Here is a 20,762-nt window from a genome sequence, read left to right as displayed (position 1 = left end):
GGCGCCGCGCGCCGACCTCGCCGCCCGTCCGCAGATGGCTGCGCCGGCCACCGATGCCGTGCCGATGCTGCGGATCACGAGTTTTCCGCAACTGATCGCGCTCGCCGGTGAGAGGCGCGACATCATGACCAAGGCCGCGCTGGAGGCCGATGTGCGGCTGGTGCGCATCGAGGATGGCCAGCTCGAAATCGCACTCGAGCCGAAGGCACAGCGCGCGCTCGTCACCGATCTGCCGCGCAAGCTCGAACTGTGGACCGGGCGGCGCTGGACCGTGATCATCTCCAACGAGGCCGGCCAGCCGACCGTGCGCTCGCAGAACGAATTGGCGCGCAGCGAGCATCAGCGCGCCGCCGAAGCCGATCCGCGTGTGCAGGAGGTGCTGGCGCGCTTCCCCGGCACCAAGGTGGTCGAGGTACGTCGCCTTGCCCCTGAGGTTCCGGTGGCGGATGCGACCGGCGAAGATCCGATTGAAACTTCCGACAGCGACGACGATTGATATTTGGCGATAGGAACGCACGCATGGCTGATTTTCTCGGCATGATGAAGCAGGCAGCGCAGCTGCAATCCAAGATGCAGGAGATGCAGGAGCAACTCGGCAATGTCGAGGTCGAAGGCATTTCCGGCGGCGGCCTCGTCGCGGTGCGCATGACCGCGAAGATGGAAGTGAAGGGCGTCAAGATCGACCCGTCGCTGATGAAGCCGGAAGAGCGCGAGGTGCTCGAGGACCTCCTGGTCACCGCGCATGGCGATGCCCGCCGCAAGGCCGAGGCGGCGATGCAGGAGAAGATGATGGCGCTCACCGGCGGGCTCGGCCTGCCGCCGGGATTTGGTCCGACTTAAATGGCTGCGAGCGTTGCCGGCCCCGAAATCGAACGCCTGATCCAGTTGCTGGCGCGGCTGCCCGGGCTCGGGCCGCGTTCGGCACGGCGCGCGGCGCTGCATCTGATCAAGAAGCGCGAAGCCCTGATGACGCCGCTGACCGCAGCGCTGCAGGTCGCGATCGACAAGATCCAGGTCTGCAAGACCTGCGGCAACATCGATACACAAAACCCCTGCACGGTGTGCACCGATCCGCGCCGCGATCCCGCGATCATCGTCGTGGTCGCCGACGTCGCCGATCTCTGGGCGCTGGAACGCGCCAATGCGACCAATGGCCGCTATCACGTGCTCGGCGCGACGCTGTCGCCGCTCGACGGTGTCGGTCCGCAGGATCTCACCATCGATCAGCTGGTGGCGCGCGCACATGCGCCCGAGGTGAGCGAGATCATCCTGGCGCTGAATGCGACCGTCGACGGCCAGACCACCGCGCATTACATCACCGACCTGTTGTCGGAGGCCAATGTGCGGGTGACGCGGCTGGCGCATGGCGTGCCTGTCGGCGGCGAGCTTGATTATCTCGATGAAGGTACGCTATCGGCTGCCATGCGGCAGCGGACGCTGTTCTAGCGCGCAGTTGAGAGCCGGACGTGGCGGTATTCGCCAGGCGATCCGTCACAAGTCGAAAAGATCGCGCTCAAACAAAATGATAGGGTGGATGACGATTCGGGGATGGTCATCCACACTCTGACGAATCAAATACGGAACCACCGCAAATGACGACACACCGATTCGGCGTACGCTTGGGCTTTGCGTGTCTCGCGGCAATTTTCGCCGTGCCCGGCGCGATCGCGCAGCAGAGCGATGCGCCGCAGAAGCCCGGCAAGATGATCCACGCCGGCGACGTGCTCTCGGGGGAACTCGGCGTCATGAAGGTGCGCGACACCAAGAACCGCGGCAAGCGCGTCGCGACCTACCAGATCACCAGCGAGCCGCGCCGCCTGCCGCCGCCGAACGGGCTGTGCAATCTCGAGACCGGGCCGGAAACCTTCCAGCTGATTCCGACCAACGACGCCCAGGCCGCGCAGCTCAAGAGCCTGTCCGGCAAGGCCATCTCCGTGAAGGTCGACGAGGTCGCCTGCGCCAAGGACGCCGGCGAGATGAGCGAAGCCATCGTCACGAAGTGGAGTGTGGTGGCGAAGTAGGGCGCGCCGATCGAGAGGTTTCCCGAACGGCTAATTCCTCGTCGTCCCGGACAAGCGAAGCGCGATCCGGGACCCATAACCACCAATGGTCGTTGTTGAAGCAAGTTGGGGCCCCAGCCTTCGCGCCACAAACATTTGTGGTTATGGGTCCCGGCTTTCGCCGGGACGACAATGAATGTGTGGCGGGATTGCGCGGAGCCTGTCATCGAACGCGCGTTCGCGCGACCCGTTGGCTCCATCCGAGCTACGACAATTGGGTCAAACCCGCACCGGTCCCAGCTCATCAAAATGCCCGCGCCGTTGCAGCCAGAGCAGCAGGATCAGGCTCGGGATCGCGACCAGCACACAGATCACGAAGAACACCTGCCAGCCGACCGCCTTGGCGATATAGCCCGCGCCCGACGACAGATAGGTGCGGCCGACCGCGGCGAGCGCCGTCAGCAGCGCGTACTGGGTCGCGGTGTGCAGCGGATTGCGGCACAGCGCCGAGAGGTAGGCGACGAAGATCACGGTGCCGATCGCGCTGGTGAAGTTCTCCGCGGTGATCGCAAGCGCGAGCGCCCATTGATCGACCCCGACATGCGCGAGCCAGGAGAACGACAGGTTGGCGACCGCCTGCAGGACGCCGCCGATCCAGAGGCTGGTCGCCAGCGAATAGCGCCGCGCCACGAAGCCGCCGGCAAAGCCGCCGATCAGCGTTGCAGCGAGGCCGACACCCTTCACGATCGCCGCGTAATCGACCTTGGAAAAGCCGAGGTCGATCACGAATGGCGCGGTCATGGTGCCCGAGAACGCATCGGTGAACTTGAACAGCACCACAAAGGCGAGCGCCGCAAGTGCGTCCTTGCGGCTGAGGAACTCGGAGAAAGCGCCGAGCGCGGCGTGCAACACCCGTTCCGCTGCGTTCTGCGCGTGCGTGGCCGCCTCCGCGCCTTTCGATTGGACCGGCTCGGTCGCTGCAAGCGATGTGACGGTGCCGATCACGACCAGCGTGGCCATCACCATATAGCCCCACATCCACGCCGAAGGGCGCGCAAGGCCGGCGGACTCGAAACCGCTGACGATGAACAGCGCGCCGGCGGTCGAGACCAGCATGCCGACGCGATAGGCCGCGACATAGGACGCCATGCCGGCGGCCTGTTCGCTTTCGGGCAGGCTTTCGACGCGGAAAGCATCGACCACGATGTCCTGCGTCGACGACGCCGTTGCGACCAATAGCGCTGCAAAGGCCGCGAACCACGGCGAGCGTGCCGGATCAGCCACCGCCAGCACCACGATCGCTGCGATCAGCAACAGCTGCGAGAGCAGCAGCCAGCCGCGGCGGCGTCCGAACACCTGCGTGAACAGCGGCACGTGCAGCGCGTCCACCAGCGGCGCCCAGAGGAACTTCAGCGTGTAGGGCGTGCCGATCAGCGCCAGCAGCCCGATGGTGCCGAGATCGACCCCGGCCTCCTTCATCCAGACCTGCAGCGTCGAGCCCGACAGCGCCAGCGGCAGACCCGAAGAGAAGCCGAGCAGCAGTACGATCAGCACCCGTGGCTGCAGGTACACCGCCAAGCCGTCGCGCCAGGAGGTGGCGGCAGGAGGGGCAGCGGGTGGCTTGGCGGACGCGTCTGACAAGGCTTCAGGTGCGGTCATAGAGTCGGTGTTACCAGATTCGAGCCACTAGGAGGTGTCATCGCCCGGCTCGACCGGGCGATGACACTGAATCCTTGGCTTAGATCGTACTCTATCACTACTCCCCCGCCTGCAGCTTGCGCGGGGCGGGGAACAGGTCGGTGGCGGCGGGCTTGACGAAGCGCGGCACCTCGATCGGGGTCTCGGACTTGCTGAAGTCGAGTTCTTCGATGCGGCCGGCGCGCTTTTCGATCTTGTCGGCGGAGATCAGGATCTGCCTGACGTCCTCATTCACCTGGCCGAAGTGATTTTGCAGCTTGAGCACGCGCTCGCGCAGGCGGCCGAGATCATCACCAAGATGCATCACCTCGTTGCGGATCTGGTCGGCGGCGTCGCGGATCCGGGCGTCCTTCAGGATCTGCTGCATCACCTGGATCGCCAGCATCAAGAGCGAGGGCGACACCAGCACGACGCGGGCGCGATAGGCCTTCTGGATCACGTCGTCGAAGCCGTCATGGATCTCGGCATAGACCGATTCCGAAGGCACGAACATCAGCGCGGTGTCCTGGGTCTCGCCCGGGATCAGGTATTTTTCCGCGATATCGCTGACATGCTTGAGCACGTCGGCGCGCAGGCGCTGGCAGGCCGATTTGCGCTCCTCGTCGCTGCGCGCATCGTGCAGCGCGGTCATCGCCTCCAGCGGAAACTTGGCGTCGATGCAGAGCGGGCGCTGATCGGGCAGGTACACGACGCAGTCCGGCCGCTTGCCCGTGGTCAGCGTATGCTGGAACGCGAACGAGCCCTTCGGCATGCCGTCCTGGACGATCGCCTCCATCCGCGCCTGGCCGAACGCGCCGCGCGACTGCTTGTTGGCGAGCACGTCGCGCAGGGTCGTCACCTGGGTGGTCAGCTCGTTGAGGTTCTTGTGGGCGTGGTCGATGATGCCGAGCCGTTCGTGCAGCACGCGCAGCGAATCCATCGTGTTGCGGGTCGATTGTTCCATTGACTGGCCGACCCGGTGGGTCACCGAATCCAGCCGCTCGTTGACGGCGCGGGCCATCTCGGCCTGGCGGCCGGCCAGCGCCTGCGCGAAGGCATCAACCTTGGCATCGACCCGTCCGGAGGATTCGCTCTGGGCCCGCAGCATGTCGGCGAGCCGCTCCTCCAGCTCGTCGGCGCGAATCGCCTGGGCCATCGCGAGTTCCGCGCCGCGCCGGCTGCCGCGTGCGATCACCACGGCGATGGCGAACAGCAGGATCAGCGCCAGCGCGCCAAGCCCGATCAACGCGTCGGAGACACGGACCGGAAGGTCGCCAATCGTGAGCAGAATCTCGTTCATGGCGTCGGTTGTAGCCGATTCGCGGCCGGACGCGAACGAAGAGGGAACGTTTATGGTAAATGCTTTCTGAATTTTCCTGGTTAATGCCGGGTAAATAAACGTCGTTAACGTTGTCCTAACGGGTTCCTGAGCGCATTGACCCCATGAAGTCACCGGCTTAAATCGCCGCCATGGCATTACGAGAAATCATCATCCTGCCGGACAAGCAGTTGCGGCTGGTGTCCAAACCGATCGAGAAGGTGACGCCGGAGATCCGCAAGCTCGCCGACGACATGCTCGAGACCATGTATGACGCACCCGGCATCGGGCTCGCGGCGATCCAGGTCGCGCAGCCGCTGCGGCTGATCACCATGGACCTCGCCAAGCGCGACGAGAACGGCGAGACCACGCCGCAGCCGCGGGTGTTCATCAATCCCGAGATCATCTCGCATTCGGAAGAGCTGTCGGTCTACGAAGAGGGCTGCCTGTCGATCCCCGAATATTACGAGGAGGTCGAGCGCCCGGCGCGGGTGCGCCTGCGCTTCACCGACCTCGACGGCAAGCTGCACGAGGAGGATGCCGAGGGGCTCTACGCCACCTGCATCCAGCACGAGATCGATCATCTCAACGGCGTGCTGTTCGTGGACTATCTGTCGAAGCTGAAGCGTGACCGCGTCTTCAAGAAATTCGAGAAGGCCGCCAAGCGCGCGGCGGACTAACGGCGCTCATTCCGACGCCCGGAAGAATCTGATCCAATGCCTCTTCGTCTGATCTTCATGGGAACGCCCGATTTCGCGGTGCCGACGCTGCTGGAGCTCGTGGCTCATGGCCATGAGGTCGTGGCCGTCTACACCCGCGCGCCGAAGCCGGGCGGGCGGCGCGGCCTGCAATTGCAGCCGACACCGGTCGAGCAGGAGGCGCGGCGGCTCGGCATTCCCGTGCTGACGCCGAAGACGCTGAAGACAGACGAAGCGCTCGAGGAGTTTCGCGCGCACGACGCGGATGCCGCCGTCGTCGTCGCCTACGGCATGATCCTGCCGCAGGCCATCCTCGACGCGCCGAAGCTCGGCTGCTTCAACCTGCATGCTTCGCTGCTGCCGCGCTGGCGCGGCGCCGCGCCGATCAACCGCGCCATCATGGCGGGTGATGCCGAGAGCGGTGTGATGGTGATGAAGATGGATGTCGGTCTCGACACCGGCGACGTCGCGATGGCCGAGCGGCTGCTGATATCGGACAGCATGACGGCATCCGATCTGCATGACGCGCTGGCGCCGCTCGGCGCCGACCTGATGGTACGCGCGATGGGTGGGCTCGAGCGCAGCGGCTTGCAGCTGACGAAGCAGAGCGAGCACGGCGTCACCTACGCCGCCAAGATCGAGAAGGCCGAGGCACGGATCGACTGGACGCAGCCGGCGCGCGCGGTGCTGCGGCACATTCACGGGCTGTCGCCGTTCCCCGGCGCCTGGTGCGAGCTCGCCGGCGAGGGCGAGCCGGTGCGGCTGAAGATCCTGCGCTGCGAGCTGGCGAAGGGCGCGGGTCAACCGGGCGACGTGCTGGACGACAAGTTCGCGATCGCCTGCGGCGACGGCGCGATCCGGATTCTCGAACTGCAGCGCGCTGGCAAGACGCCGACGAAGGCCGCGGACTTCTTGCGCGGCACGCCGCTGAAGCCGCCTGCGCGGCTCGGCTGATGCCCCGTTACAAGCTCACCATCGAGTATGACGGCACCCCGTTCTCCGGCTGGCAGATCCAGGACACCGCGCCGACCGTGCAGGGCGCGCTGGAGACCGCGGTCAAGGCGATCTGCGGCGAGGACGTGCGCGTCCATGGCGCAGGGCGTACCGACGCCGGCGTGCACGCGCGCGGCCAGGTCGCGCATTGCGATGTCGCCAAGCATTTTCCGCCCGGCCGCTTTCGCGACGGGCTGAATGCGCATCTGCGCCCGAATCCGATCGCCGTGCTCGCGGCCGATATCGTGCCCGACGATTTCGAGGCGCGGTTCTCGGCGACCAGGCGGCACTATCTCTACCGCATCGCCAATACCCGCGCGAACCTCGCGCTCGACATCGGCCGGGTCTGGCGCGTGCCGCGCGCGCTCGATGCTGGCGCGATGCACGAGGCCGCGCAGCGGCTGCTCGGCAAGCACGATTTCACGACATTTCGCGACACCGAGTGCCAGGCCAAGTCGCCGGAGAAGACGCTCGATCAGCTCGACGTCACGCGCGAGGGCAGTGCCATCAACATCGTGACCTCGGCGCGCTCGTTCCTGCACAGCCAGGTGCGTTCGATGGTGGGCTCGCTGGTCTGGGTCGGCGAGGGCCGCTGGAGCGCGGACGATCTTTTCGCCGCACTCGCCACCCGCAACCGCGCCGCCTGCGGCCCCGTCGCGCCGCCGGACGGGCTCTATCTGATGCGGGTGGATTATTAGGACGTGGACGCATTAGCGCCGAGCCATGACTCGATTGAAGCGAGTTGGACGAAGGCGAGGTCGCTGGCGGCAAGCGTGTCGTCGCGCCGCTGAGCCGCGACATCACCTAATGCTGTTGAACCGCTCCATCCGATTGCGAAGCGTCACATAGTGGAGGGTTGGAAAAAGCGGCTCGCTGCGGTCGCTTTGGATCGGATGTTGTCTCACCCAATTTTGGCATTCATGAGCGGTTCCGGACATTGAAGGCTGGCAATCCCGGCACGACGAGCCCATAAGAACTCCAATGACCGGGACCCATCATCGAGGGTGTAGGTGCGGCGCAGTTTATGACCGCTCCGAAGTCATGTTGGCCAGCCGTGAGATCGGCAGCTTCGAATGTGCCGTTTGCGGTGCCACGATGGAGACGTGGAATACGGTTTGGGTTCCCAAATATCGGTTGATCGCTGGTCCGGTGAGGCCGCCTAAGGAATAGCACGACCGAGGCCCGAGCGCTTTAGGAACCGGGCTAACATATGATGGTTGATCGCTCGAATGTGTATGCCGACGATTGGTCACCATGACGCGGTACTATTTCGATTTGCGAGATGCAGATGGGATCATCGTCGACGACGAGGGCTTGGAACTAACCACCTTCAAGCGGGCACAAGAAGAGGCCGCGCGTTCCTTGGCTGACATGGTACGAGATGCTGCCACCATCTACGATGGCAAGGTTTCGCAAGAGATGGCGGTTGAGGTCAGGGACGATTTTGGGCCCGTCCTTCTCGTAAGATTCACGTTCGAATTTGACCGGCTACGAAAGCAATCATGAGCCCGGAGGGATAGCTGGAGCCGAATGCGATGGATAGCTTTTCGCGCCTGCATGGAGGCGATGAAAGCAGCAGCGGGGGCGGCGTCAGCTACCGGGCCGCGCTCACGCTACTGAATGGCAACTTTTCGCTCGAAGGTGCACACATTGGACCATGGTGCGCCTGGAGCGGTCCTCGTCATGCTCCATTTCAGGAGACGACTCCCGCGTCCCTGTTCAATCGGAACCTATCGGTAAGACCGCTCGTTGGTCTTTTTTGCCAGGGGCGGCCCAGACGGCATTCTGTTCGTAAACTGAAAGGCCCGATGAGAAAACCAATAAGCCGTTCCATCCGCGCTCAAATTGCGGGCTTTCGACCTTCGGAATCCTTGCTGAGGGCCCGTCGTGGCATGGATTGCTCGGCAGGAAGACAAGCCTGGTTTGTCCGAGGCAATAAGCCGCCTGGTGCAACTTGGCATCACGGCGCACGTCGATCAGGATCGCCAGAAGCAGCGCGCTCGCAAAATGGCTGGCGACACGATCGATCGCATGGAAGACGCCACGACAACGGCAGATGACCGGGCAATCCGCAAGCGTGATCTTCTCGACGGACCAAAGGAGTTCGACTGCGTGCGGATCGACCGCCCCACGCGCCGCAAGCCGAGTCAACGATAAGCCGAGCACCTGCAAGCCGCAGACCTGGGCGACTGCAGATCACCGCAAACGGGGAGGACACGCATGAGACGGCCACCGGAGCCCGCCAACGAGGCGAACAATCTGTTCAAGCAGACCGAGAAGAAAATGATCACTGAGTACGAAAAGGCCGAACAGGCTTTCCAGGCAAACCGGGAACGCTTGAAAGCTGAACGCTTGGCCAGGGAAGCCGAGCGACAAAGCCAGCCCGGCACGGCACGTTAGGTGCCGCATTTCTGGTTTGACATCTGGGATGGCGCTCGCCCTAGACAAAAAAGGCTGGATCTGGCCAGTCAGCGGGCCGCCGGGATTGGAAGCGGTACTGTCTCTGGACGACATCGAAGAGCTTGAAACTCGCGCGCATGGATGGCTTGGCCATTGAAGCGCAGGGCGAACGCGGCCTCATCGCTGGGAGCGACCTTCCTCCGCGAAAGAATTCAAGCGCACTTAATTGCGAAAGCATTCGTGCAGCCCTGGTCCGGACTGACAACCAAAGCGCGATGAGGATGAATCAGTGTCGCGACGTAGCTTCTTGTCCGAGCACAGTCTTTCCGGAAAACCGCTTCGCACTTTTCCGAACCGATCTCTACAGCATCGAAAGCACGACTATTCCGTCTTCGAGCTCGCCTGAAGCCATGCGCGCCCGAGCCATACGCTCGAATTCCGTTCGATGCTTTTGCAGATAGCTGAAAGCCTGCTTCTGCGTGCTGAACGTCGTCGCTAACCGGCACATTTGTCGATTTGCCCCGAACGCGAGGAAGAAAGTGATCGTCCCGCCGCTGTCCGATCTAGCTCTACGCACGACCCGCGCTTCCTGGCATGTGATCGGCCCAATTTTGCTGCGGCGCCGATCTCGGTTGCGGGACGCTAAGTCCGTGGGTGCCGTGAGTGCTTCTTCCGTACAGGTGCTGGGCAGAACTGCTTCAGCTTCCTCGGCCTCGCGCATCTCTCGAAGGCGCGCCATGTTCGTGCGAACCTCGATGGCCTGCCTTCGACATCTGCCGATGCCCGGGCTCCCTCTTCGACGGCCACGCGCTTGCGATCGGAACGTGCGATGCCTTCGAGCGACGGCTCTGCCGGTTTCTTCGCGTTCTTCGCAACGGACAAAACCCGCTCAATCCGAGGATCGAGCGGGCAGAGGGTCCGTTTCAGTACATCCGTGAAACGGCGCCTACGATATCAAGCCAGCGTGAGATTTTCAGCGCTGACCTTGCCTCGCATCTTGTCGGTCTTGGCCTCGAAATTGACCTTCTGACCCTCTCCGAGTCCGGAAAGGCCAGCTCGTTCGACAGCGCTGATGTGAACGAACACATCATTGCCGCCATCGTTCGGCTGGATGAAACCGAAGCCCTTTTGGCCATTGAACCACTTAACAGTACCTGTCGTCATTTTCTTCTCCAGAGCGCGCAAGCGCGTGCCGCGTGACAATCACGCGATAACTTCAACTTCGTCGATGTCTTTGGAAAAGGAGCCCGCGGGCGCATTCAACAAGGCACAGCGGCTGATCGAACAGCTCCAATATAGATTGCTTTCGCGTTTTTGCAAGGACGGAAGCCGAACTAGTTTCAGCAGGCTTCTCTGGTGCTCGGATCGAGAGGCTTCAGGCCCGGACTCATCGGCGTCGAGGCAAAGGTTTGTCGATTGACAGCACTGCATCAGAGTGATCACGTGGCCCTAAGCTGCATCGCTGTAACAAGCAGATCGGCTTGCCCGAATTCGACGACGATGTCGCCGCTACTATCCTCAAAAAGTCGCAATGAAGCTCCTGCGCAATTGGCTGCCTGCAGGACTTGTCGCGTTTGCAGCCCGAGCGAAGAGGATCCATTGCAGATACTTGTCAGAGACAACAATGTTGAACAGGCACTCCGTGTTCTCAAGAAGAAGATGCAACGCGAGGGCGTCTTCAGGGAAATGAAGCAGCGGCGCTCCTATGAGAAGCCGTCGGAGAGAAAGGCCCGCGAGAAATCCGAGGCCATTCGACGAGCCCGCAAGCTCGCTCGCAAGCAGGCGATCAGGGAAGGGTTGCTGCCCGCGCCGCCGAAGAAGAAGCCTTTTGAGCGCAAGCCGGCTTTGCCGGAGATCAAGGCCCGTCCGGAGTAGAAATAACTCTCGTTGGAGATGCCGCACTTTGGGGGGCGTTGTGGTGTCGCACCGCATACCGAGAGGGGGGCGTCGGTTGGCCGTCCGCCTGCGAGTACAGGCGCCAGTGGCCCCGATCCCTACTGTGCATGGGGTTGTTTTCGATATTTTTGTCTGACCAAGCGTCGGCTACGCAAAATACCTGTCCAGCACCCCGCGATAGATCCGCGTCAGCTTCTCTAGATCAGCCACCGGCGTGCGCTCGTCGATCTGGTGCATGGTCTGCCCGACCAGGCCGAATTCGATCACCGGGCAATAGCTGGAGATGAAGCGCGCATCCGAGGTGCCGCCCGAGGTGGAGAGTTCGGGCTTGCGGCCGGTGACTTCCTCGATCGCGGCGACCGCGAGATCGGTGAACGGGCCGGGCTGGGTGACGAACACGTTGGAATTCGACGGCATCCAGTCGATATGGGCGCGGATGCGGTTGCCGCAGGCCTTCACCAGCCGCTCGTCGACCAGCTGCCGCAGGCTCTCCTGGGTGTGGTTGTCGTTGTAGCGGATGTTGAACTTCGCCCGCGCCTGGCCGGGGATCACATTGCTTGCGGCGTTGCCGACATCGACCGTGGTGAATTCGAGGTTGCTGGCCTGGAATTGCGCGCTGCCGTGATCGAGCGGCTCGTCGCTCAGCGCCACGATCAGCCGCGAGATATCAGGCACCGGATTCGAGGCGCGATGCGGATAGGCGACGTGGCCCTGCACGCCGTCGACAATCAGCGTGCCGGATTGCGAGCCGCGCCGGCCGACCTTGATCATGTCGCCGAGCACCTCGACATTCGAGGGCTCGCCGAGCACGCAATGGTCGAACTTCTCGCCGCGCTCGGCGCACCATTTCAACAGCTTCACGGTGCCGTTGATCGAGACGTCTTCCTCGTCGCCGGTAACCAGGAAGGAGATCGAGCCGCTGCCATCTTCTCGCGGTTTGCCGCCATGGTCGCCGAGATATTGCAGCACCGCGGCGACGCTGCAGGCGATGCCGCCCTTCATGTCGACGGCCCCGCGGCCGTAGAGATAGCCGTCCTTGACCTCGCCGGAGAACGCGCCGAGCGTCCACGCCGCTTCATCGCCCGGCGGCACCACGTCGGTGTGGCCGGCAAAGGTGATGTGCGGCGCCGAGGAGCCGATGCGGGCATAGAGATTGTCGACATCGGCGGTGCCGGGCTCCGTGAACGTGACACGGTGGACTTCGAAGCCTGCGGTCTTCAGCAGATTTTCGAGAACGCCGAGCGCGCCGGCGTCGGCCGGGGTGACGGAGGGGCAGCGAACCAGATCGCGGGTAATCGAGACGGCATCATTCATGCGCCTCGCTTAACACGTCACAGCGCGGGTGGACCAGCTTTGTGCGGCACGATATCGAGCTCGCTTTGCTGATCCCAGCCTTGCGTGGAGCGCGACCCGGTGCCGCGGCTGCCTCCGCGGCTTACATGGGTCTTGCCCAGCGGATTGGGACCGTAGCGATTGGGGTAGGAGGTGCCGGGCAGAAACGCGAGCTCAATGAAGCCCCAGATATAGAGCACGAACACGATCGCGCCCGCGGCCATCGCCCAATAGGAGTCAGCGGGAAGCCGGTCGGAGAACTGGCTCATGAGGCCGGGGATCGCGAAGAACGGGATCATCCACCAGCCGCTCCTGTCGCGGTCGTGCAGGCGCTTGATCGAGACAGCGACATAGACCCAGACGAACAGCACCGTTCCGCTGGCCTTGGCCACCAGCTTCGGTAATCCCGCCCAGCTCAGCGACTTGTAGCTGTCGGGGTCGAAGGCCCGGAAGATGTCGTCGACATTGAAGCCGAACGACCCGCCCTTGCCGCCAAGGCCGGTCAAAATCACGAACAGAGCCAGGAACATCATCCAGCAGAGGATGATCAGTCCCGCGAGCCAGAACCTCGCCCGGTTGACGCGGCCCTTGAAGCCGAACAGGTAATTGGCCCAGTCCATGAACAAACTCCGGGCAGCGGCAATGTTTCGCGGCCCGAAGTTTTGTCGTTTTGAGCGGAGAGTTGGTTCGATGACCCGTCATCCTGAGGAGCGCGAGGCGCGTCTCGAAGGATGCACGGCCACCAGCCGGGCCGTCGACCCTTCGAGGGCCGCTGAAGAAGCGGCCACCTCGGGGTGACGGTGATGGATCGTTGCGAGATCAGTCCCGCAGCAGCTCGTTGATGCTGGTCTTGGCGCGGGTGCGCTCGTCGACGCGCTTGACGATCACGGCGCAGGCGGTGGCAGGTCCGGGCTGGCCGTTCTTCAGCGGCTTGGCGGGCAGGGTGCCCGGCACCACGACGGCATATTCGGGGACCTCGCCGACGAAGATTTCGCCGGTCTCGCGGTCGACGATCTTGGTCGAGGCGCCCAGGAACACGCCCATCGACAGCACCGCGCCCTTGCGCACGATCACGCCTTCGGCGACTTCGCTGCGCGCGCCGATGAAGCAGTCGTCCTCGACGATCACGGGCTCGGCCTGCAGCGGCTCGAGCACGCCGCCGATGCCGACGCCGCCGGAAATGTGCACGCGCTTGCCGATCTGCGCGCAGGAGCCGACCGTCGACCAGGTGTCGATCATGGTCGCTTCATCGACATAGGCGCCGAGATTGACGAACGAGGGCATCAGCACGACGTTGCGGGCGATGAAGGCCGAGCGGCGCACGATCGCGCCCGGCACCGCGCGGAAGCCGGCATCGCGAAAACGGTTCTCGCCCCAGCCCTCGAACTTCGACGGCACCTTGTCCCACCACGATGCCTTGCCCGGGCGCCCGCGATCTGGCCCATGTCGTTGAGGCGGAACGAGAGCAGCACGGCCTTCTTCAGCCACTGATTGACCTTCCACTTGCCATCAGCCTCGCGCTCGGCGACGCGCGCCTCGCCCTTGTCGAGCAGCTCCAGCGCCTGGTCGACAGCCTCGCGGACCTCGCCCTTGGTCGAGGTCGAAATGCCTTCGCGGGCGTCGAACGCGGTGTTGACGGTGGTTTCGAGGGCGGACAGCGACATCGGAACGATCCTTGGGCGTATCGGGGATATGACGGAAATTTGCAGGGCGTTTTCGGAATTTGGGGCATGGGAGTCAAGGCAAACTCGGCCGTCGTTCGGCGAGCGCTCTCTCTCCTCCGTCGTCCCGGCGAAAGCCGGGACCCATAACCACAAATCTTGGTTGGGTTACACGCTGTGGCCCCAGCCTGCCGCATCACAGACATTCGGGGTAATGGGTCCCGGCTTTCGCCGGGACGACGTGGAGAGGGATCAGGGCTTTCCGTTCAGCCGCTGCAAGAACCCGGTCAGATCGTCAGTGACATGGTCGACATAAGCGGCGTCGCGGCCTTCGAGCTCCCAGGTCTCGCGCACCACCTCCTGGCTGCCGTCGGGCACCACCAGCACCGTGGTCATGCCGAGCTCATGCGGCACCACCAGATTGCGCGCGAGGTCTTCGAACATCGCAGCCTTCGCCGGATCGACGTCGTGCAGCCTGAGGAACTTCTGGTAGGTCTGCGGCGCAGGTTTCGGTTCGAGATCGGCGGCGATGATGTCGAACACGCCGTCGAAGTGATGGCCGATGCCGAGCCGGCCGAGCACCGCATCGACATGGTCGACCGAGCCGTTGGTCAGGATCAGCTTGCGCCCCGGCAGCTTGGCGATCGCAGCGCCCATTGCCGGATTCGGCTGCAGCGGCGAGTGGTCGATCTTGTGCACATAGGCGAGATAGTCGTCGGCCTGCACGCCGTGCTCGGTCATCATGCCGCGCATCGTGGTGCCGTAGCGCAGGTAATAGTCCTTCTGCAGCCGCCGCGCTTCCTCGGGTGAGATCTTCAGCCAGTTGCCGACGAACTCGCCGATTCGCGCATCGACCTGCTGCCACAGATTGACGTGATGCGGGTACAGCGTGTTGTCGAGGTCGAACACCCAGGTCTCGACATGGCCGAAGCTGCGGGGAGTTTTCATTATTGCCCTCCAGCGATCAGCGCGAACGTCGCAGAGGCCTCCGCTGTCGTCCTGGCGAAAGCCAGGACCCATACCGCGGAATCTATCAATAAGGCACGATGCCCGTCGTTCTTCGCCAAACGCAGTCTTGTGGTTATGGGTCCTGGCTTTCGCCAGGACGACGGTGATGTATGTGGCGCCAGCGTCTTCATCACGGCACCGCAAAGCGCAGCGTCTTGCCGCCGCTGGTCATGTCGACGGTGGTGAAACCGAGCGCGGTGAGGCCGCGAGTGGCACAGTCGCCCTGCTCGTTGACCTCGAACTTGCTGTCGCGGGTGCAGAGTTGCACCCCGCCGCCCCAGTTCAGCGGCTTGTCCTTGATGCGAATCGCGCGATTGTCGCCGTCGACCGCTTCCGCGAAGGAATAGATCTGCTTCGGCGTGCCCGTGACGTCGGGATGCAGGCACTTGCCGGGATCGATCCGATACCAGCCGCGGCTGGTCACCACCTTGCCGTCGTCGGTCGCAACCGCGGCCATCACCTTGTGCGGCGTGTCGTTGCACCAGGTCAGGCCCGTCGCCGACGGCTTTTGCACGGCGTCGACCATGGTGGTGAAGAAGTTCGGCGACTGCACGATGTCGCTCGCAAGCCCGCGGCTCCTGAGGAAAGCCGACAGTGCGCTCTGGGTCTTCGGCCCGTCGACGCCGTCGATCGGCGCGGCGTCGTAGCCCGCGATCACCAAGAGGCGCTGGATGCCGGCGAGCCGCGCCTGCTCGTCGTCGTACTCGCTGTCCTCGGCGAGATAGGCGACCAGATTGCCGTCATCGGTCTGCGTCGGCGTGATCTGGGTGAATTGCGCCGGCGTCTGGCCGGAGCGGCATTGCCGCGCGGCGGCGATCACGAAATTGTCCTGCGCGACGCAAAGCGTATCGGTGCCGTTCTGCGGGATCGGGGAGGCGCCATAGACGCCGAGCGCGCGGGCATTGAGCAGCACGCGGTCGGCGCTGAGCGCGCCCTGCACCACGACGCGGCAGGTTGCCGGATCGATCCGGAACCAGCCGCGCGTTGCGGTTGCGGCCTTGTCGTCGATGCCGATCGCGGCCTCGATCACATAGCTCATGCGATTGCAGAGCTTGAGGTCGGCATGCGCCGGCGCGCCGAGAACAGGAACGACAGCAGCGCGGCCGGGAGCGACATCGCGAGCCGCGCCGCCGGCGACCGGCGAGATCGGGGCACATGCACACCGTCATGCCCGGGCTCGTCCCGGGCATCCACGTCTTGTTCACGAGCTTGTCGCGGATAAGACGTGGATGGCCGGGACAAGCCCGGCCATGACGATGAATAGCTGTGCCTGCTCACTTATGGATCAGCGTGCCGGTGCCCTGGTTGGTGAAGAGCTCGAGCAGCACCGCGTGCTGCGTCTTGCCGTCGATGATGACGACGCCCTGCACGCCCTGTTCGAGCGCGTAGATGCAGGTCTCGACCTTCGGGATCATGCCGCCGGAGATCGTGCCGTCGGCGATCAGCTTGCGCGCCTCCTTGATCGACAGGTCGGGAATCAGCTTCTTGGACTTGTCGAGCACGCCGGGCACGTCGGTCAGCAGCAGCAGGCGCTTGGCCTTCAGTGCGCCCGCGATCGCGCCGGCAAAGGTGTCGGCGTTGATGTTCAGCGTCTGGCCGTCCTGCGAGGTCGCCAGCGGCGCCAGCACCGGGATCAGCTCATAGCCGATCAGCTGATTGAGCAGCGTGAGGTCGACCTTCTCGGGGTCGCCGACGAAGCCGAGGTCGATCGCCTTCTCGATGTTGGAATCGGGATCGACCATGGTGCGCGTCGTCTTCGACGCCTTCACCATGTTGCCGTCCTTGCCGGAGAGTCCCACGGCCTTGCCGCCGGCCTCGTTGATGTAGCCGACGATCTGCTTGTTGACCGAGCCGGCCAGCACCATCTCGACGATCTCGATGGTGGCGGCATCGGTGATGCGCAGGCCGGCGGCGAATTCCGACTGGATGCCGAGGCGCTTCAGCATGGTCGCGATCTGCGGGCCGCCGCCGTGCACGACCACCGGATTGATCGCGGTCTGTTCGAGCAGCACGATGTCGCGCGCGAACGCCTTGGCGGTGTCCTCGGCGCCCATGGCATGGCCGCCGTATTTAATGACGATGGTTTCCTCGTCATATTCCTGCATATGCGGCAGCGCCTCGGACAGGATGCGGGCCTGATCGAGCGGGCTGATGTGCTGGTCGGTCATGGGGCTGGTCTCGTCGTCAGCGGAGGGACGGGCGCGGTTCTATCTGATTGCCGGGCAGGGCGCAAAGCGGGATCAGCGCTTCGGCCACATCGCCGCGACCGCCAGCACCAGCCAGCTCAGGATCAGCAATGTTCCGCCTGACGGCGCGGCCATCGGAAACAAGCCGTGGCCGGCATATTGGCGCAGCACCAGGTCGCCCGCGAACAATGACGCCGCGATGACGAATCCCGCTGCCGCCACGATTCCGAGCCTGGCATGGACGACTGCACGGTCGGCGACCGCAACCGCCGCGATGGCGGCGGATACATGGAACAGCAGCATCGAGGACGCCGCGGCCAGCCGCGTGGCATCCGGCAGATGGGCGGCGGCCGCCGCTAGCATCACGCCGCAGGCGCCCATGATGGCGGCTAGCCCGATCAGGAGGCGGGATGCGCCGTTCACCTGCGCCGCTCCTCGATCAGGCGCACCATGGCGGCACGCAGCTCCGGCATGCCGTCGCCGCTGCGCGACGAGGTCACCAGCACTTCGGGGAAGGCCGCGGGATGTTTTGCGAGCGTCGCTGACGTGTCGGCGATGACGGTCTTCAATTCGCCGGCCTTGACCTGGTCGGCCTTGGTCAGCACGACCTGGTAGCTGACCGCGGACTTGTCCAGCGTCTTCAGCACGTCGAGGTCGACGTCCTTGATGCCGTGGCGGGCGTCGATCAGCACATAGACCCGCGCCAGCGTCGCGCGTCCGAGCAGGAATTTGTGGATCAGCGCCGTCCACGACGCCACCTTGGTCTTCGGCGCCGAGGCGTAGCCGTAGCCCGGCATGTCGACCAGGCGGAAGCCCGCCTTCTCCGGTCCTTCGAAGAAGATCAGCTCCTGGGTGCGGCCGGGCGTGTGCGAAGTGCGCGCCAGATTGCTGCGGCCGGTCAGCGCGTTGATCAGGCTCGACTTGCCGACATTGGAGCGGCCGGCAAAAGCGACCTCGAGGCCTGCCATCGGCGGCAGCGTTTCGATCGAGGGCGAGGCCCAGATGAAGCGCCAGTCGCCTGCGAACAGCTTTCGCCCCTGTTCGATCAGCTCCGCATCGGGTTCGGCGGTCATGCGAAGGGTCCCATTTCATCGTGGTCGGGCACAAGCCCAAGGCGCAGCTTTGGCGTAAGACGACCCGGCCATCCCCGTCAACGTCTTGTCCTGCTGGTCTCCAAAATGTCGATGCCCGGCACGAGGCCGGGCATGACGCAGTGACAGGCGGGTTGCCGGAAGCTAGGTCGGCTTCTTGGCGAACGTCGACTTCAGATTGTCGAACAACTCCACCTTCACGCCGTTCTTGCGCATGATGAAGCTCTGCTGCAGCACCGAGAGCGTGTTGTTCCAGGCCCAGTAGATCACGAGACCCGCCGGGAAGCCGGCCAGCATGAAGGTGAAGATCAGCGGCATCCAGTCGAAGATGATCTTCTGGGTCGGGTCCGGCGGCGCCGGGTTGAGCTTCATCTGGACCCACATCGTGATGCCCATGATGATCGGCCAGATGCCCATCACCAGATAGGCGCCGAAATGCGGTCCGAGCAGCGCGATCGGGTCGAACGGGATCAGACCGAACAGCGTGAACAGATTTGTCGGATCGGGCGCCGAGAGGTCCTTGATCCAGCCGAAGAACGGCGCGTGCCGCATTTCGATGGTGATGAAGAGCACCTTGTAGAGCGAGAAGAACACCGGGATCTGCACGACGACCGGAAGACAGCCGGCGATCGGGTTGATCTTCTCCTTCTTGTAGATCTCCATCATCTCCTGCTGCTGCTTCACGCGGTCGTCAGGATAGCGTTCCTTCAGCGCCTGCAGCTGCGGCTGCACCGACTTCATCTTCGCCATCGAGGCGTAGGACTTGTTGGCGAGCGGGAAGAACAGCAGCTTCACGATCACGGTCACCAGCAGGATCGCGATGCCGAAATTCCCGACCAGGCGATAGAACCAGTCGAGCGCCAGGAACATCGGCTTGGTGATGAAGTAGAAGTGGCCCCAGTCGATCAGGAGGTCGAAATGGTTGAGGCCGAGCTGCTTGTTGTAGCCGCCGAAGCCGACCAGCGGGAAGTTGAGGCCGACGGTAGCGGCTTCCTTCGCGCCGGCGAACAGCCGTGCATTGGCAACGCCGGTGCCGCCGATCGGAATGGTCTGCGCGCCGAGCATGTAGTCGGCCCGATAGCGTTTGGCGCGCGGATCGGAAGCCGAGTCGTTGGTAAGACGGGCCGTTTGCAGTGTGGCGTTGGTGTCCGGCAGAAGGGCTGTCGCCCAGTATTTGTCGGTAATGCCGAGCCAGGCGTTGGTCACGTTGTCAAACTTGACGCCACGCGAATCCTCGCCGGTCTGGATCTTGCTGTCGTCGATGTTCTTGTAGGTGTATTCCTGCAGGCCCTGTTCGCCGAGATAGCCGATCAGGCCTTCATGCAGGATCGCATAGCCCGAGACCGGCGGCTTGCCGCCGCGCGAGATCAGCCCAAACGGGTACAGCGTCACCGGCGCGCTGCCTTGATTGATGACCTCGTCCTTGATGCTGAAGAGGTAGCGATCGTCGATCGAGATGGTGCGGCGGAAGGTCAGGCCCTGGCCGTTCTCGTATTTCAGAACCACCGGGGTGCTCGGCGACAGGCTGTTCGACCCCTCCTGCTGCCAGACGGTTTCGGAGTCCGGCGTCTTCACCGACGCGCCGTTGGCGGTCAGCCACAGGAACTCGGCATAATACGGCTCGGCCGTGCCGGACGGCGACAGCAGCACGATGGCCGGCGACTTCGGGTCGACCGTCTCGCGGAACTGGACCAGTGACAGATCGTCGATCCGGGCGCCCTTCAGCGCGATGCTACCGATCACGCGCGGGGTGTCGATCTTGATGCGCGGGCCGGCTGCAAGCACGGTCTCGCGGCTTGCCACCGGCGCGTCAGCAGCAGGCTTGCCCGGTGCCGGCGAGGGCGTGGTCGAAGCGCCTGGAGCAGCCCCCGGAGCCGTCGGCTGCGGCGCAGGCTTCTGCAACTCGGCCAGCCGCTGCGCCTCGCGCTGCTTCTCCATCTGCGGCACGTTGTAGAAATATTGCCAGGCGATCAGGACGAGGCCGGACAGAATGACGGCAAGGATCGTGTTGCGGTTATTGGACATCTCTCAGGGTCTCGTCATTCCATTCGGATTACGTGCGCTTTCGTTGCCCGCTTTTGGCGCAGGCCGGTCGAGGCGGCGCAACGCCGACCGCAGATCGTCAAGCATGGTCGTAAAGTCGCGGGTCAGCGCGTCACGGCGGCCGACTAGCACATAATCATGGTGCGGCCGCATGAATACGGCATCGACCCGTCTCATCACTTCGCGAAGCCGGCGCCGGATGCGGTTACGCTCGGTCGCAGTGCCGTTCTTTTTGGTGACGGTATAGCCGACGCGGATCGGGCCCTGATCATCGCGGCGGCGGCCCTGCAGCACAAAAGCTGCGGTATTCGCCCGTGCGCCATTGGCAACGGCGAGGAAATCCGCCCGCTGCCTCAGCCGATCCATAATGGGTATCTCCGGAGAGGAGACGTCCGGGCTCAGGCGCTCAGGCGCTTGCGGCCGCGCGCGCGACGCGCAGCGAGGACCTTGCGGCCGCCG

Annotated in this window: 24 protein-coding genes and 2 pseudogenes; 10 read left to right on the top strand and 16 right to left on the bottom strand. The window is 63.9% G+C overall.

Going from position 1 to position 20,762, the window contains the following annotated elements:
* The 4 genes and pseudogenes from H8A92_RS32075 to H8A92_RS32060 form a co-directional block, all read left to right on the top strand.
* Nucleotides 1-496 (top strand): annotated as a pseudogene (locus tag H8A92_RS32075) (DNA polymerase III subunit gamma/tau); the annotation flags it as partial.
* Between the two features lie 23 nt (nucleotides 497-519).
* A complete protein-coding gene (locus H8A92_RS32070; RefSeq protein ID WP_021079589.1) occupies nucleotides 520-840 on the top strand; it encodes a YbaB/EbfC family nucleoid-associated protein in 321 nt (106 codons plus the stop codon).
* Nucleotides 841-1,446 carry a recombination mediator RecR gene (gene recR, locus H8A92_RS32065; RefSeq protein ID WP_163160808.1) on the top strand — a complete coding sequence of 202 codons (606 nt, stop codon included), beginning with the start codon at nucleotides 841-843 and terminating at the stop codon, nucleotides 1,444-1,446.
* Nucleotides 1,447-1,592: 146 nt separating this feature from the next.
* Nucleotides 1,593-2,021: a hypothetical protein gene (locus H8A92_RS32060; protein WP_229199418.1), complete on the top strand. Its 429-nt coding sequence runs from the start codon at nucleotides 1,593-1,595 to the stop codon at nucleotides 2,019-2,021.
* Nucleotides 2,022-2,279: 258 nt separating this feature from the next.
* Here H8A92_RS32060 and H8A92_RS32055 read toward each other — a convergent pair whose 3' ends face one another.
* Nucleotides 2,280-3,659, bottom strand: a complete 1,380-nt coding sequence (locus H8A92_RS32055) for an AmpG family muropeptide MFS transporter (protein WP_229199417.1) — start codon at nucleotides 3,657-3,659, stop codon at nucleotides 2,280-2,282.
* Between the two features lie 97 nt (nucleotides 3,660-3,756).
* Nucleotides 3,757-4,977 (bottom strand): DNA recombination protein RmuC, encoded by a 1,221-nt coding sequence (locus H8A92_RS32050; RefSeq protein ID WP_229199416.1) that lies wholly within the window; start codon nucleotides 4,975-4,977, stop codon nucleotides 3,757-3,759.
* A 170-nt stretch (nucleotides 4,978-5,147) separates the two neighbouring features.
* Here H8A92_RS32050 and def point away from each other — a divergent pair, with 170 nt between their 5' ends.
* The 4 genes from def to H8A92_RS32030 all read left to right on the top strand — a co-directional run bounded on the left by def (nucleotide 5,148) and on the right by H8A92_RS32030 (nucleotide 8,192).
* Entirely contained in the window at nucleotides 5,148-5,675 is a 528-nt protein-coding gene (gene def, locus H8A92_RS32045; protein ID WP_074130988.1) for a peptide deformylase, read from the top strand.
* Nucleotides 5,676-5,711: 36 nt separating this feature from the next.
* Entirely contained in the window at nucleotides 5,712-6,647 is a 936-nt protein-coding gene (gene fmt / locus H8A92_RS32040; protein ID WP_229199415.1) for a methionyl-tRNA formyltransferase, read from the top strand.
* Complete coding sequence (truA, locus tag H8A92_RS32035; RefSeq protein ID WP_229199414.1) at nucleotides 6,647-7,384, top strand: tRNA pseudouridine(38-40) synthase TruA; 738 nt, start codon at nucleotides 6,647-6,649, stop codon at nucleotides 7,382-7,384. The genes fmt and truA overlap by 1 nt, the downstream gene beginning before the upstream one ends.
* A gap of 556 nt (nucleotides 7,385-7,940) precedes the next feature.
* Complete coding sequence (locus tag H8A92_RS32030) at nucleotides 7,941-8,192, top strand: DUF6894 family protein (RefSeq protein WP_229199413.1); 252 nt, start codon at nucleotides 7,941-7,943, stop codon at nucleotides 8,190-8,192.
* Nucleotides 8,193-8,405: 213 nt separating this feature from the next.
* Here H8A92_RS32030 and H8A92_RS32025 read toward each other — a convergent pair whose 3' ends face one another.
* Nucleotides 8,406-8,858 carry a hypothetical protein gene (locus H8A92_RS32025; protein ID WP_229199412.1) on the bottom strand — a complete coding sequence of 151 codons (453 nt, stop codon included), beginning with the start codon at nucleotides 8,856-8,858 and terminating at the stop codon, nucleotides 8,406-8,408.
* Nucleotides 8,859-8,906: 48 nt separating this feature from the next.
* Here H8A92_RS32025 and H8A92_RS32020 point away from each other — a divergent pair, with 48 nt between their 5' ends.
* Nucleotides 8,907-9,086 carry a hypothetical protein gene (locus H8A92_RS32020; RefSeq protein WP_229199411.1) on the top strand — a complete coding sequence of 60 codons (180 nt, stop codon included), beginning with the start codon at nucleotides 8,907-8,909 and terminating at the stop codon, nucleotides 9,084-9,086.
* A 361-nt stretch (nucleotides 9,087-9,447) separates the two neighbouring features.
* On the opposite strand, the gene H8A92_RS32015 is transcribed toward H8A92_RS32020, so the two are convergent.
* Nucleotides 9,448-9,663 carry a hypothetical protein gene (locus H8A92_RS32015; RefSeq protein ID WP_229199410.1) on the bottom strand — a complete coding sequence of 72 codons (216 nt, stop codon included), beginning with the start codon at nucleotides 9,661-9,663 and terminating at the stop codon, nucleotides 9,448-9,450.
* A gap of 377 nt (nucleotides 9,664-10,040) precedes the next feature.
* Complete coding sequence (locus H8A92_RS32005) at nucleotides 10,041-10,250, bottom strand: cold-shock protein (protein ID WP_229199409.1); 210 nt, start codon at nucleotides 10,248-10,250, stop codon at nucleotides 10,041-10,043.
* Between the two features lie 435 nt (nucleotides 10,251-10,685).
* Here H8A92_RS32005 and rpsU point away from each other — a divergent pair, with 435 nt between their 5' ends.
* A complete protein-coding gene (gene rpsU, locus H8A92_RS32000) occupies nucleotides 10,686-10,961 on the top strand; it encodes a 30S ribosomal protein S21 (protein ID WP_229199421.1) in 276 nt (91 codons plus the stop codon).
* 168 nt (nucleotides 10,962-11,129) lie between these two features.
* On the opposite strand, the gene dapE is transcribed toward rpsU, so the two are convergent.
* The 11 genes and pseudogenes from dapE to H8A92_RS41245 all read right to left on the bottom strand — a co-directional run.
* A complete protein-coding gene (gene dapE, locus H8A92_RS31995) occupies nucleotides 11,130-12,296 on the bottom strand; it encodes a succinyl-diaminopimelate desuccinylase (protein WP_229199408.1) in 1,167 nt (388 codons plus the stop codon).
* A gap of 17 nt (nucleotides 12,297-12,313) precedes the next feature.
* Entirely contained in the window at nucleotides 12,314-12,934 is a 621-nt protein-coding gene (locus H8A92_RS31990) for a DUF805 domain-containing protein (RefSeq protein ID WP_229199407.1), read from the bottom strand.
* A gap of 199 nt (nucleotides 12,935-13,133) precedes the next feature.
* Nucleotides 13,134-13,978: pseudogene (dapD, locus tag H8A92_RS31985) on the bottom strand (2,3,4,5-tetrahydropyridine-2,6-dicarboxylate N-succinyltransferase).
* A 249-nt stretch (nucleotides 13,979-14,227) separates the two neighbouring features.
* Nucleotides 14,228-14,923 carry a pyrimidine 5'-nucleotidase gene (locus tag H8A92_RS31980; RefSeq protein ID WP_233285695.1) on the bottom strand — a complete coding sequence of 232 codons (696 nt, stop codon included), beginning with the start codon at nucleotides 14,921-14,923 and terminating at the stop codon, nucleotides 14,228-14,230.
* Nucleotides 14,924-15,113: 190 nt separating this feature from the next.
* Nucleotides 15,114-16,022, bottom strand: coding sequence for a DUF1036 domain-containing protein (locus tag H8A92_RS31975; RefSeq protein ID WP_420831392.1), 909 nt, complete (start codon nucleotides 16,020-16,022; stop codon nucleotides 15,114-15,116).
* Nucleotides 16,023-16,257: 235 nt separating this feature from the next.
* Nucleotides 16,258-17,151, bottom strand: coding sequence for an acetylglutamate kinase (gene argB, locus H8A92_RS31970; protein WP_016848093.1), 894 nt, complete (start codon nucleotides 17,149-17,151; stop codon nucleotides 16,258-16,260).
* A 72-nt stretch (nucleotides 17,152-17,223) separates the two neighbouring features.
* Nucleotides 17,224-17,550 (bottom strand): DUF423 domain-containing protein, encoded by a 327-nt coding sequence (locus tag H8A92_RS31965; protein ID WP_229199419.1) that lies wholly within the window; start codon nucleotides 17,548-17,550, stop codon nucleotides 17,224-17,226.
* Between the two features lie 38 nt (nucleotides 17,551-17,588).
* On the bottom strand, nucleotides 17,589-18,242 hold the full coding sequence (gene yihA, locus H8A92_RS31960) for a ribosome biogenesis GTP-binding protein YihA/YsxC (RefSeq protein WP_229199406.1): 654 nt from the start codon (nucleotides 18,240-18,242) through the stop codon (nucleotides 17,589-17,591).
* A gap of 162 nt (nucleotides 18,243-18,404) precedes the next feature.
* Nucleotides 18,405-20,285, bottom strand: a complete 1,881-nt coding sequence (gene yidC / locus H8A92_RS31955) for a membrane protein insertase YidC (protein WP_229199405.1) — start codon at nucleotides 20,283-20,285, stop codon at nucleotides 18,405-18,407.
* Between the two features lie 3 nt (nucleotides 20,286-20,288).
* Entirely contained in the window at nucleotides 20,289-20,669 is a 381-nt protein-coding gene (gene rnpA, locus H8A92_RS31950; protein WP_163158492.1) for a ribonuclease P protein component, read from the bottom strand.
* 32 nt (nucleotides 20,670-20,701) lie between these two features.
* Nucleotides 20,702-20,762, bottom strand: a 61-nt coding sequence (locus H8A92_RS41245; RefSeq protein ID WP_420831393.1) for a 50S ribosomal protein L34, incomplete at its 5' end; no start/stop codon positions are given.

The sequence above is a fragment of the Bradyrhizobium acaciae genome, assembly GCF_020889785.1.
GTDB classification, from domain to species: Bacteria; Pseudomonadota; Alphaproteobacteria; order Rhizobiales; family Xanthobacteraceae; genus Bradyrhizobium; species Bradyrhizobium acaciae.
The sequence above is the reverse complement of the archived record's forward strand: the minus strand, read 5'-3'. Positions and strand labels throughout refer to the sequence as shown.

Bases quoted from the DNA above. Each gene is read 5' to 3' on its own strand.
- H8A92_RS32020 (WP_229199411.1), top strand. From the start codon at position 8,907: ATGAGACGGCCACCGGAGCCCGCCAACGAGGCGAACAATCTGTTCAAG.
- fmt (WP_229199415.1), top strand. From the start codon at position 5,712: ATGCCTCTTCGTCTGATCTTCATGGGAACGCCCGATTTCGCGGTGCCG.
- argB (WP_016848093.1), bottom strand. From the start codon at position 17,151: ATGACCGACCAGCACATCAGCCCGCTCGATCAGGCCCGCATCCTGTCC.
- H8A92_RS32030 (WP_229199413.1), top strand. From the start codon at position 7,941: ATGACGCGGTACTATTTCGATTTGCGAGATGCAGATGGGATCATCGTC.
- H8A92_RS31975 (WP_420831392.1), bottom strand. From the start codon at position 16,022: ATGAGCTATGTGATCGAGGCCGCGATCGGCATCGACGACAAGGCCGCA.
- H8A92_RS31990 (WP_229199407.1), bottom strand. From the start codon at position 12,934: ATGGACTGGGCCAATTACCTGTTCGGCTTCAAGGGCCGCGTCAACCGG.
- H8A92_RS31965 (WP_229199419.1), bottom strand. From the start codon at position 17,550: ATGGGCGCCTGCGGCGTGATGCTAGCGGCGGCCGCCGCCCATCTGCCG.
- recR (WP_163160808.1), top strand. From the start codon at position 841: ATGGCTGCGAGCGTTGCCGGCCCCGAAATCGAACGCCTGATCCAGTTG.
- H8A92_RS32060 (WP_229199418.1), top strand. From the start codon at position 1,593: ATGACGACACACCGATTCGGCGTACGCTTGGGCTTTGCGTGTCTCGCG.
- truA (WP_229199414.1), top strand. From the start codon at position 6,647: ATGCCCCGTTACAAGCTCACCATCGAGTATGACGGCACCCCGTTCTCC.
- yihA (WP_229199406.1), bottom strand. From the start codon at position 18,242: ATGACCGCCGAACCCGATGCGGAGCTGATCGAACAGGGGCGAAAGCTG.
- dapE (WP_229199408.1), bottom strand. From the start codon at position 12,296: ATGAATGATGCCGTCTCGATTACCCGCGATCTGGTTCGCTGCCCCTCC.
- H8A92_RS31980 (WP_233285695.1), bottom strand. From the start codon at position 14,923: ATGAAAACTCCCCGCAGCTTCGGCCATGTCGAGACCTGGGTGTTCGAC.
- def (WP_074130988.1), top strand. From the start codon at position 5,148: ATGGCATTACGAGAAATCATCATCCTGCCGGACAAGCAGTTGCGGCTG.
- H8A92_RS32005 (WP_229199409.1), bottom strand. From the start codon at position 10,250: ATGACGACAGGTACTGTTAAGTGGTTCAATGGCCAAAAGGGCTTCGGT.
- H8A92_RS32070 (WP_021079589.1), top strand. From the start codon at position 520: ATGGCTGATTTTCTCGGCATGATGAAGCAGGCAGCGCAGCTGCAATCC.
- rnpA (WP_163158492.1), bottom strand. From the start codon at position 20,669: ATGGATCGGCTGAGGCAGCGGGCGGATTTCCTCGCCGTTGCCAATGGC.
- H8A92_RS32050 (WP_229199416.1), bottom strand. From the start codon at position 4,977: ATGAACGAGATTCTGCTCACGATTGGCGACCTTCCGGTCCGTGTCTCC.
- H8A92_RS32055 (WP_229199417.1), bottom strand. From the start codon at position 3,659: ATGACCGCACCTGAAGCCTTGTCAGACGCGTCCGCCAAGCCACCCGCT.
- yidC (WP_229199405.1), bottom strand. From the start codon at position 20,285: ATGTCCAATAACCGCAACACGATCCTTGCCGTCATTCTGTCCGGCCTC.